8 protein-coding genes are annotated in these 10,707 nt (G+C 69.6%); 2 read left to right on the top strand and 6 right to left on the bottom strand.

Features of this window, described 5'->3' with window-relative positions; all coding sequences use genetic code 11:
• Window positions 1-71: 71 nt before the first annotated feature.
• The 5 genes from ACFVIM_RS28055 to ACFVIM_RS28035 all read right to left on the bottom strand — a co-directional run bounded on the left by ACFVIM_RS28055 (window position 72) and on the right by ACFVIM_RS28035 (window position 7,275).
• A complete protein-coding gene (locus ACFVIM_RS28055) occupies window positions 72-1,142 on the bottom strand; it encodes a C40 family peptidase (protein ID WP_384306892.1) in 1,071 nt (356 codons plus the stop codon).
• Window positions 1,143-1,172: 30 nt separating this feature from the next.
• A complete protein-coding gene (locus tag ACFVIM_RS28050) occupies window positions 1,173-1,655 on the bottom strand; it encodes a poly-gamma-glutamate biosynthesis protein PgsC/CapC (protein WP_384306890.1) in 483 nt (160 codons plus the stop codon).
• A complete protein-coding gene (pgsB, locus tag ACFVIM_RS28045; RefSeq protein ID WP_384306887.1) occupies window positions 1,652-3,586 on the bottom strand; it encodes a poly-gamma-glutamate synthase PgsB in 1,935 nt (644 codons plus the stop codon). The genes ACFVIM_RS28050 and pgsB overlap by 4 nt, the downstream gene beginning before the upstream one ends.
• A 6-nt stretch (window positions 3,587-3,592) precedes the next feature.
• Window positions 3,593-5,821, bottom strand: a complete 2,229-nt coding sequence (locus ACFVIM_RS28040; RefSeq protein ID WP_384306896.1) for a HAMP domain-containing protein — start codon at window positions 5,819-5,821, stop codon at window positions 3,593-3,595.
• Window positions 5,822-6,120: 299 nt separating this feature from the next.
• Window positions 6,121-7,275: a CapA family protein gene (locus tag ACFVIM_RS28035; protein WP_384306894.1), complete on the bottom strand. Its 1,155-nt coding sequence runs from the start codon at window positions 7,273-7,275 to the stop codon at window positions 6,121-6,123.
• A 74-nt stretch (window positions 7,276-7,349) separates the two neighbouring features.
• Here ACFVIM_RS28035 and ACFVIM_RS28030 point away from each other — a divergent pair, with 74 nt between their 5' ends.
• Window positions 7,350-8,318, top strand: a complete 969-nt coding sequence (locus ACFVIM_RS28030) for a hypothetical protein (protein WP_384306884.1) — start codon at window positions 7,350-7,352, stop codon at window positions 8,316-8,318.
• Window positions 8,315-8,710: an NTP pyrophosphohydrolase gene (locus ACFVIM_RS28025; protein WP_384306881.1), complete on the top strand. Its 396-nt coding sequence runs from the start codon at window positions 8,315-8,317 to the stop codon at window positions 8,708-8,710. Before ACFVIM_RS28030 ends, ACFVIM_RS28025 begins: the two co-directional genes overlap by 4 nt.
• A 342-nt stretch (window positions 8,711-9,052) precedes the next feature.
• On the opposite strand, the gene ACFVIM_RS28020 is transcribed toward ACFVIM_RS28025, so the two are convergent.
• The gene (locus ACFVIM_RS28020; protein ID WP_384306878.1) at window positions 9,053-10,585 is read right to left on the bottom strand and encodes an amino acid permease; all 1,533 of its coding nucleotides are present in this window, start codon (window positions 10,583-10,585) and stop codon (window positions 9,053-9,055) included.
• Window positions 10,586-10,707: the final 122 nt, after the last annotated feature.

The following is a 10,707-nucleotide window of genomic DNA, read 5'->3' as shown; positions in this document are numbered from 1 at the left end:
CACCCGGAGGTGGCGCGGGACGGGGCTGTCGGGTGCTGGGTGCCGAGAGGCTCGGCGGGGCCCGGAGGGACTCAGAGGCGCTTGGCGCTGCGGAAGGCTCCGGGGTAGTAGCCGTTGCCGTTGAGCCGGGACTCGCCCGCCTGGTCGCCGATCGTGGGTCCGTTGACCTCCTCGCGGCTGGACAGGAACATCATGTCGCCGTCGGTGCTGTGACCGATGTAGATGCCCATGTGGTCCAGACGCTCCTTGGTCCGCCCGTCCAGCTTGAAGAAGACCAGGTCTCCGGGCTGGAGGACGTCGATGTTCTTGGGGCGGTCGGCGACCGAGACGCCCTTCAGCGGGATGACGTCCGCGCCGAGGTCGGAGCGGGCCATGCCGTTGGCGGTACGCGGCAGACCGCCGCCCGCGTTGTCGGAGGAGGCCAGCGGGTAGCGGGCGCGGTAGCCCAGCATCAGCCGCATGAAGCCGGAGCAGTCGACGGCGCGGGCGCGCTTGTCCTCCGGCTGGATGGTGCGGCCGTCCCGGAAGGTGTAGGGGATCTCCAGGTAGTCGTAGAAGTCCGACAGTTCCTCGCGGAGGTCGTTGCCGACGCTGCCGTTGGGGTTGAGCGGTCCGAACTCGGCGTCACCGGCGTAGGCGATGCCCTCGTCGTCCTTCTTGGTCGGCGCGTCCTGGATGTACTGGAAGCCGAAGGCGAAGATGTCGTCCTCCTGGCTCCCGGCGAACTCCTTGTACCAGTCCTTGAACCACTTCTCCTTCTCCGCGCCCTTGCGCCACGGCTCCGGCATCAGCCGCACCCAGTCCTCGGTGACGATCCGCTTGGGGGTGTTGGCGGGCTCGGAGAAGGTGCGGCTGGGACCCTTGAGGGTGGCGGTGCGGGCGTCGTCGGTGAAGGTGGCGAGCACCTTGCCCTTGTCGCCGCGGAGCACCGAGCGGTCGGGGTTCTTCAGCCGCTCCCAGGTCAGGGTTCCGCTCTGGCCACCGGTGTTCGCCTGGAGCTGTGGTGAGTCGGTGACCAACTGCACCTTGGGCGCCTTGGCCTGCTCGTCCTGGCGCAGCTCGACCGTCAGGTAGGCACTGCCGGCGAGCAGCACGAGCGCGATGGCGCCGTGGACGACGGGGCTTTTCTTCTTGGAACTCATAGGAAGCGGCTCCGGATCAGGTCGGTCGGGTCAGGCGGTCGGCATGACGCCGAGCAGGATGCCAGCGGTGAGGACGACATAGGCCATGAGCGTCACCGAACCGGTGGCGAGCAGGGTGGGGCCCTTGGGCTGGCGCACCAGCTGGTAGGCGATCAGACCGGGGACGATGAAGCCCAGGGTCTGGTTGCTGTACAGCAGCGGGAACTCCAGCGACATCACGATCATCACGGTGGCCTGGAGGATCACACCGGTCAGCACGACCGCCGCGAACAGGCGCTTGCCGTAGAGGATCACGAACTTCTGCATGATGATCGTCGAGATATACGTCAGGACGGTCACACCGAGCACGATGGCGGCGCGCTGGAGGTCCTCCACCAGGGTCAGCGCCAGCCAGCCCGGGGTGATCATGCCGCCGGGCGAGAGGTTGGTCGTGAGGTAGCAGACCAGCGAGAAGAGCAGTCCCAGGGCGATGCCGACGGCGGCGATCTCTGGTGTGAGTACGGACGGGATCAACGCTGGTCTCCTGGGCGGTGGTGCCACTGCTGGTCGTCGGCGTGGGCGGGCGGTGCGGGCGGCTGCTGCTCCCCGGTGACCGGGGGGTAGGCGGCGGTCGGGTAGTCCGGTGCGGCGTTCCGGTACGGGTCGGGCTGGGTCACCGGGTGCAGACCGGGCGCTCCGGGGTGGGCCGGGACCGGGTAGGGCTCGGTGCCGTGGCCGGTGCCGTGCGGCTGGGCCGGGGTGAGCTGGTGGTGCTGGCCCGGGGGCAGTTCGTACGGCGGGCGCTGGAACTGCTGCTGCGGCGGGGCGGGCTGCTGGTGTGCCTGCGGCTGCTGCGGCGGGGCGGGCTGCTGATACCCCTGGTGCTGCGCCGGCTGCTGGTACTGCTGCTGCTGATACCCCTGCTGGTGCTGCGCCGGCTGCTGGTACTGCTGCTGGTACCCCTGCGGCTGCTGCTGGTGCTGCGCCTGCTGGTGCGGCTGGTCGGCCGTCGGCTGCTCCGGGATCCGCACCCGGGGGATCTGCTGGGTGGAGTACCGGGTCTCGTACGCCTCCGGGTACTGCGCGTACGGGTCGATCCGCGGCACGTACAGCTGCATCGTCTCCGACGGGTCCATCTTCGGACGGCGCTGTCCGGCTGTGCTCTCGGGGTTTCCGGGGTTTCCGGGGTTTCCGGGCGCTGTGCTCTCGGCGGTCTCGGCGGGCGCGGACTTCGCGGCGCCACCCGAGGCCCCGGCCGGGGCGGTGGGGGCGTCGTCGGGGGTCTCGTCCGCCGGGAGCTCCGCGAGGTGCTCCAGCAGGATCTCGCCCTGACCGTGGATATTGCCGATGGCGACCAGCGACGAGTGCGGGCCGAGATGGCCGATCAGCTCGTTCATGAAGTCCTCGGCCTCACGGTTGTCACCGCCGAGGTCGACCGCGCGGTCGCGGAACTCGGCCGGGATCGCGTCGATCGCGGACTTGGCCGGGTGGCCGATGACGAAGACCTTCTCCGGGTCGAGATCGGGGATGATCTCGCCCATCTGGCCGTTGCGCTCGACCCGGTCGGGACGGCAGTTGATGACGACGTTCAGCGGCCGGTGGATGGCGCCGAGGTCGAGCAGCTGGTTGACGTTCATCAGCGTCGACTCGGGGTCGTTGGCCGCGAAGACGTTGGCGAACCGCAGCCGCTTGCCGTCGTGGGTCTGGTACCGCTCCACGGAGAGCACACCCGGGTCCGGCGGCGCGTCGTACATCCCCTGGAGGGCGGTCTCGCGCTCCACGCCGACCAGTTCGGCGACCTTGAGCGCGATGGCGACGTTCTCCTTGAAGGTGAACCAGCTGAAGCCGCGCAGCTCCTCGTCGGTGACGGTCTCCGGGTCCGCGTAGATCAGCTGGCAGTTCCGGGCGTCCGCCTCCTTCTGGAGGATGTGGAAACGATCCTTCTCGGCGGTGACACAGATGCCGTCGTGCGGCATCGAGCGGCAGAGCGAGCGGGCGACGTCGTCCAGGGTCGGGCCCATCTCCGCGAGGTGGTCCTCACGGACATTGCAGAGCACACCGATCGTGGAGCGGATCAGCTTGGACTGGTTGATCTCCTGGAGCGCGGGCATGACCGCCATGCACTCCATCACCAGGGCGTGCGGCCGGTAGGCGGCGGCCCGGCGGACGATACCGATCTGCTCCACGACATTGGCGATGCCGAACTTGCGGTAGACCGGCTCCTCGGTCGCGTCCGGGTGGATGAAGCGGGCGGCCGTACCGGTGGTCTTGGCGACGGTGATCAGACCGCCGCCCCGCAGGGCGCCCGCGCAGAGCCGGGTGATGGAGGACTTGCCCCGGATGCCGTTGACCAGCACCCGGGTCGGCAGCATGTCGAGGTTGGCGTAGTGCCGCCGCTGCTCGATGACTCCCGCCACCAGCAGGATCGCGCTGCACACCACCAGCACGGTGTAGAGGAAGAGCACGGTGGTTCAGTTCCTTCCGGCGAGGGTCTTGGCGCCGTCGCGCTTACGGGCCTCCGCCAACTGCTGGCGCAGCAGCTCCAGGCTGCGGATGACGGCCCCGACCTCGTCGTGGTGACGGGGGTAGAGAACGGTGCGCCGGTCCCCGTCCGCGAGCGCCTCGGCCTGGTCGGCCAGGGCCCGCAGCGGGCGCACGACGATGATGTGCAGCCAGCCCAGACAGGCCGCCGCCGCGGTGATGCCGAGCAGACCGGCGAGGACGGTGCGGTTCTGGAGGCTGTACTCCGGGATCTCCAGACCGGAGGCGGGCTGGTAGCTGACCACGGACCAGCCCAGGTCCTTGGCCGCGCCACCGCCGCTGAACGGCGCCGCCGCCGCCACCTGGATCTCGTCACCGTCGCGGTAGAGCACCCCGCTGGGGCGCGCGGCGATGCCGACCTTCTGCCGGCTTCCGGCGACCAGTCCGTCGAGACGGGCGTTGGGGAGCCCGGCGAAGGCGAAGTAGCCGGTGTTACCCGCGATGATCTTGCGGTCGGCGTCGACCACCCGGATCTGGCCGAGGCCGGGGCGCTTGAGCAGCGAGTTCATGAAGTCGATCCGGAACTCGCCGACGACGGCCGCGCCGTCCATGCCCGAGATCGGGGCGGTGCCGACGACCGAGGGCTCCTTGGCGTTCTTGTCCAGCAGCCGGATGGGCTCGGTGGCGGGGGCCTTGCCGTTGGCGCTCTTCAGATCGCCACCGGCCTGGGCCAGCACCTTGCCGTCGCCGTCGACCACGTACAGCGCCTCGTACCGCAGGTGCTGCGCGACGGTGCGCTCCAGCACCTCGGTCATCGCCGAGCGCTTGGTGGACTCGCTCATCAGGGTCGACACGGAGACGAGGTCCGCGTGGCCCTCGTTGAGCGCGCGGCGCACCCGGTCGGAGAGGGTGTCGGTCCGCTCCCGCTGGTCATTGACGATCTGCTGCGGGACGACGACGGTGTCACCGGCACGGTTGAGCAGCAGCATCAGCGGGCCGCACCAGACCAGCAGCAGCACGGCGGAGACCCCGATCAGGGTGCGGGCGCCGAACTTGCCGCGCTTGGCGGCCCCCTGCTCCGGCTGGGCCTCCTCGCCGTTGAGCTGGCGCCGGATGCGCTCCAGGGCGCGGCCGATGCGGGCGGCCTCGCCGAAGCGGGGCACGGTCACGGGCCGGGTGACGTCACCCCGGGAGAGCCGCCGGCTCTCCAGGAAGAGCCGGATCAGCGGGCGCTGCACGGTGCCGAGGAGCAGGGCGACGGTGAGACCGCCGATCAGCAGCAGCGCGCCCGCCGCGAGCAGGCCGTAGGCGGTGCTGGCGGGGCCCGCGGGGTCCTCGGCGACCTTGACCATGGCGACCACGGTCAGCCCGAGGCCGGTGGCGACGGTCTCCTTGCCCGCCTCGGGGGAGGAGAGGGCGGCGTATCCGGCGACCGAGCGGTCACCGAAGTAGCGGTCGCCGGTGAGGCTGCCGCTGACGCCCTTGAAGCCGCCGGAACCGGGCTCCTTGGAGGTGATCCAGTTCTGCTGGGACTTCTTGGCCGCGATCTTGGCGAAGGAGCGCAGCTGCTTGCGGTCGGCCTTGGCCTCCTTCTTCAGGAAGTCGGTGCCCGCCTGCTCGGGGGGCGTCAGACCGTCGCTGCTGAGGATCTGGGCGTCCTGGTTGACCACGGCGATGGAGCGGAACTTGCCGAGGCTGATACCGGGGAAGCGCAGGCTGCTGGAGGCGACGAGGAGTTTCTGCGACTCGCCGTCCCAGGAGAGCAGGGCGAGGGCCAGCAGCCGGGTCTCCCCGTTCTCCAGCTTCACCATGCGCGGGGCGAGACCGCTCTTCCCCTTGAGCGTGTTCAGGTCGACCGCGGTCAGCGGCACGTTCTCGCCACGGGCGGCGAGCAGCTTGCCGCTCTTGATCTCGACGACGGCCGTCCCCATCCACTTCTGGTAGACGTTGCCGATCTTGTCGAGGACCGCGTCCGGCGAGACGGGGTCGGCGGCGCTGAAGAGCGAGGCGGTACGGGTCAGGTCGGTGACGCTCTCGTCGATCGACGCGCGCAGACCGATGGCGCCGTCCTCGGCGAAGTGCTGCTGTGAGGTCAGCACGGCGTCGGGGACGCGGTCGCGGTCGACATGACCGAGGGTGAGGGCGGTGACCCCCGCGAGGGCGAGGAGCAGGACGGACAGAATCGCGATGGGCGGACGTATACCACCCAACAGGGACATGTCAGCCCTTCGGCGGACCTTGTGCCGCCGCTTCATACGTGAAGCGGCCAACAGGGGCTCCTCTCATGGAATTACCTAAACGCCCGTTTCATCCCCGTCGACGGGGAGGGCGTGGTCATAGCTGGTGCCACAGAGGCACGTGCGACCCGACATGACCAGACTGACAGTGGCGGCAAAAGGTTGTACAACTTCGTAAGAAGTGTGACGTGAAACGCTCAGCGTTCGGTCCGAACGGGACAATCCACTCGGACCGGGCTGTTCCGGAACCCCTGCCACCCCGGGGCCCCGCCGTCATCGGATCAGCCAGGAAGCCCCTGGAGCGGCCGCAGACCGTTCTGGGCCCCGCCCCGGTTGAGCATGGTCCCCTCGGTGCGCTCGAAGGCGATCCGGTAGCGGGCCCGCTGCTCGGAGGTGAGCCCCTCGTTCTTTCTCAGCGCCCGCGCCACGTCCACCAGCCGGTGGTCGGTCACCGCGCCCTTGGGGAGCTTGCCCGTCTCGTCGTCCGCCTTCGGCGGGATGTCCACGAAGGTGGGCACATAGCGCGCCTGGACGTCCCACCCCTTGCCGCTCTTGTGGAACTCGAACCAGCCGATGGCGCCTTCCTCGGTCAGCCCGGTGGGCACGTCATGGCGGGCGATCTGGTTGCCCAGGCCATAGGCGATCCAGGTGCCGTCGATCTTCTCCATCGGCTGGACCACATGGGCGTGGTGCCCGATGACCAGGTCGATCCCGGTCTTACGGGCGATCTGACGGGCCAGGGTCAGCTGGGGGCGGCTGGGGTTGGCCCAGTGCTCCCGGCCCCAGTGCACCGAGAGGATCACCACCTCGGCGCCGTCCGCGCGGGCCTTCTTCTCGGCCGCCGCGATGGCGTCGAGCTTCATGAAGTTCGCCATCCACGGCTTGCCCTTCGGGGGCTCCTTGCCGTTGAAGCTGAAGGTGAAGGAGAGCTGCGCCACCTTGACCCCCTTCACATCCATGATGAGGGTCTTCTCCGCCTCCTCCTGGGTACGGGCCGAGCCGGTGTGCTTCAGACCCGCCTTGTCCAGGGCGTCCAGCGTGTCCTTGACCCCGTCGGGACCGTGGTCGAGGACGTGGTTGGAGGCGGTGGAGCAGGTGTCGTAGCCCACATCCTTCAGGGCCGTGGTGATCTGCGGCGGAACCACGAAGTTCGGGAAGCCCTCGAAGGGCCCCTCGGGCTTGCCCGCGACCGGCTCGAAGTGGCAGATCCCCAGGTCGGCCTTGCTGATGACCGGCTTGACGCCCTCCATCATCGGACCGAAGTCGATGCCCTTCTCCCCCTTGCCGGTCTTCTGGGCGTCCTTGCGGGCCTGGTCGGTCAGCTCCTGATGGATCAGGACGTCTCCCGCCGCGGCCACGGTGAAGGTGGGTTTGCCGGATGCCCCGCCCGCGTCGTCGGAGCCGAACGGACCGCACGCGACGACTCCGGAGAGCATCGCCAGCACGGCCACGGATATCGTCACGGAGCGGCGGTTAGGGCTTTTCATCACTCGGCTATCTTTATACAACCATGACGGTCAACCGGACGAAGACGGTAACAATTGCAACAACGATCGTGGCGGTCGCGGCGGCGCTCGCCGTTCTGACCACCCTCGCGCTGCGCCAGGGAGACAGCGACGACAGCACATCGGAAAGAGATTCCCCCGCGCGCGCCGAGCGCGTCGACCTGACGGACCGGATCGACGAGTACACCGCGCGCTTCGGCGAGAACGCGGGGTACCGGCAACCGACCCGAACCGACCGCCGTACCGTAGCGCACGCCGTTTCGCTCTTCCTCGACGGCCATCGTAACCAGGCCCAACAGCAACTTGCGGGGATGGACTTCGCCCTCCGCACGATCACGGACATCCCGAGCGGACGGAGCTTCGCCGAGATCGCCGACGATACGGAGGGCACCCGCTCCCCCCGTGGCTGGGGTCGGGTGTACCTCGCTCTCGACCGCCCCGTCCGCTGGTCGGTCCAGGTCCCCCACCCGGTCGCCGACCGCAACACCGAACGCCTGGGAACCCGGGTCCTGCTGGGTTCACCCGGCGGCGTTCTGGTGATTGCTGGTGCGCATCGCAAAGCCGGAATGGGGAATGCCGCCGATGTGGCACATCGCACGGACAGTGTCTTTGACGCGGTCTGTGACGAACTGACCGAGCGCGGAATCCCCGGTATCCAGATACACGGGTTCGCCGACGATTCGGTTCCCGATCATGATGTCGTGGCCTCCACGGGCAAGGGCCGGGTCGCGCTGGCGGAGGGCCGTGAGCTCTCCGACGAGCTGGCCGAACGCGGGTTCACCGTCTGCCGGGGCTGGGTGCGGGACTGCCCGCTCGAAGGCCGCACCAATGTGCAGGGACGCAAAGCGGCGGCGGAGGACGTGCCCTTCCTCCATGTCGAGTTCAGCAACCGGCTGCGGACGGACACGCGCCGCTCCGACCGGGCGGCCGCGGCGATCGACCGGATCACCGAGGACTGGGCGCGCGCCCGGTGACCGCCCCCGCCCCCCTGCTGCTGGTCGACGGCGCCAACACCGTGGGCTCTGTCCCGGACGGCTGGTGGCGCGACCGCCGCGCCGCCGCCGTCCGGCTGCGGGACACCCTGGTCCGGTACGCGACCGACGGCCTCACGGGTCCGCCGACACTGCCGGGGCCGCTGGAGATCGTGCTGGTCGTCGAGGGTGCGGCGCGTGGGGTGGACTCCGTACCCGGGGTACGGGTGGTAGCGGCGCCCGGGAGCGGCGATGACCTCATCGCGGAGCTGGCGGCCTCGGCGGGCGACCGCGTCTGTGTGGTGGTCACCGCCGACCGGGAGCTGCGCCGCCGGGTGACCGCGGTGGGCGCGACGACGACCGGCCCCCGGACGGTCTACTCCGGCCGCCCGTGAGCCGAAGGGCCGTGTCCGCGAGGTCCCGCCCGTGGGATCGGGCAGGTACCTGACGGCGGCCGCGGGCGTCGGGGCGCGGCACCGGCCGTCCGCACCGCCCCGGGCCGATGGGCGGGCCGGAGACGGCACAGACACCGGAACCGGAACGTCCGGGAGGGGTCACCGCGCCCCCGCCGGACGGACCGGGGGCCACGGCTCCGGGACGGGCTCCCCTGCCGGACCACCCCGGAGCCGACCACACCCTTTCGGGAGGATCTTCCTGCTTGCCCCCTTTCGGGAGTGCCGGAAGATCCAAACCACATGACTTATTTCCGGCCACTTTCTGACTGAATCTGATCGACCCTACGGCGTGTCGCGGGCGCCGTCCCGCCCCTGGCCGCCCGCCCGGGACAACCGGCTGTGGCTCCGCCCGTACAGGTAGTACACGACGACGCCCAGCGCCATCCACGCGCCGAACCTCAGCCAGGTCTCGGTGGGCAGATTGAGCATCAGCCAGAGCGAGGCGGCGACCGAGACGATCGGGAGCAGGGGGACCAGCGGGGTGCGGAAGGCGCGGGGCAGATCGGGCCGGGTACGGCGCAGGATGATCACGCCGAGCGCGACGACGACGACGGCGAAGAGGGTGCCGATGTTCACCAGCACCGCCAGTTCCTCGATATTGGTCAGCCCGGCCACGATCGCGATCACGACACCGAGCAGGACGGTCGCCCGGTAGGGGGTGGCGAAGCGCGGGTGCACCCGGGAGAAGAACCGGGGCAGCAGCCCGTCCCGGCTCATGGCGAAGAAGACCCGGGTCTGCCCCAGCAGCAGGATCATGCAGACCGAGGTCAGCCCGATGACCGCGCCGAAGCTGATCACCCCCGCGTACCAGGGATGCCCGGTGGACTTGAACGCGTCGGCCAGCGGGGCGTCGATCGTCAGCTCGGTGTAGTGCTGCATCCCGGTGACGACGATCGAGACCGCGACATAGAGCACGGTGCAGATGAGGAGCGAACCGATGATCCCCCGGGGCATGTCCCGCTGCGGCAGCTTGGTCTCCTCCGCCGCCGTCGCCACCACGTCGAAGCCGATGAAGGCGAAGAAGACGATGGAGGCGGCGGTGAAGATGCCGAGGACCCCGAAGTTGGTCGGTTCGTAGCCGAAGAGCACCTGGATCAGCGGCTGCTGGAGGCCCGACTCCCCCTGGGCGGGCTCGGCGGGCGGGATGAAGGGGTCGTAGTTGGACGCCGTGATGAAGAAGGACCCGGCGACGATCACCAGCAGCACCACGGCGACCTTGATCGCCACCACCGCCGTGGTGACCCGCGCGGAGAGCTTCACCCCGATCACCAGCACCACGGTCAGCAGCAGCACCAGCAGGAACGCCAGCAGATCGAAGCCGAAGCCGGTCTCGTGATTGGTGCCGGAGAGCGCGGCGGGCAGGTTCCAGCCCGCGTTGTCCAGCAGCGAGCGGATATAGCCCGACCAGCCGACGGCCACCACCGCCGTACCCAGGGCGAACTCCAGCACCAGGTCCCAGCCGATGATCCAGGCGGGCAGCTCGCCCAGCGAGGCGTACGAGAAGGTGTAGGCCGAGCCCGCGACCGGGACGGTGGAGGCGAACTCCGCGTAACAGAGGGCGGCGAGCCCGCAGACGACCCCCGCGATGACGAAGGCGATCGAGGTGGCCGGGCCCGCGTTCTCCTTGGCGACCGCGCCCGTGAGCACGAAGATCCCGGTGCCGATGATGACGCCGACCCCGAAGACCGTCAGGTCGAGCGCGGAGAGGGAGCGTCTGAGGCCGTGCTCCGGCTCCTCCGTGTCACGGATGGACTGCTCGATGGACTTTGTCCGGAACGCGCCCGTCCGGGTGCCGGGGTCTGGCCGTGTGCTCACCGTGCGCACCTCCACAAGTGTCGTCCACGCCATGATCGGGACGGCTGGCGGTCCACGGACGGCCGTACGGGTGGAGTTCACGCGAATGGGCCGGGAGGACCACCCATCCAGGGTGGTCCTCC

The organism is Streptomyces sp. NPDC057638 (assembly GCF_042800315.1).
Lineage (GTDB): Bacteria > Actinomycetota > Actinomycetes > Streptomycetales > Streptomycetaceae > Streptomyces.
The sequence above is the reverse complement of the archived record's forward strand: the minus strand, read 5'-3'. Positions and strand labels throughout refer to the sequence as shown.

Bases quoted from the DNA above. Each gene is read 5' to 3' on its own strand.
- ACFVIM_RS28055 (WP_384306892.1), bottom strand. From the start codon at position 1,142: ATGAGTTCCAAGAAGAAAAGCCCCGTCGTCCACGGCGCCATCGCGCTC.
- ACFVIM_RS28040 (WP_384306896.1), bottom strand. From the start codon at position 5,821: ATGTCCCTGTTGGGTGGTATACGTCCGCCCATCGCGATTCTGTCCGTC.
- ACFVIM_RS28035 (WP_384306894.1), bottom strand. From the start codon at position 7,275: ATGCTCTCCGGAGTCGTCGCGTGCGGTCCGTTCGGCTCCGACGACGCG.
- ACFVIM_RS28030 (WP_384306884.1), top strand. From the start codon at position 7,350: ATGACGGTCAACCGGACGAAGACGGTAACAATTGCAACAACGATCGTG.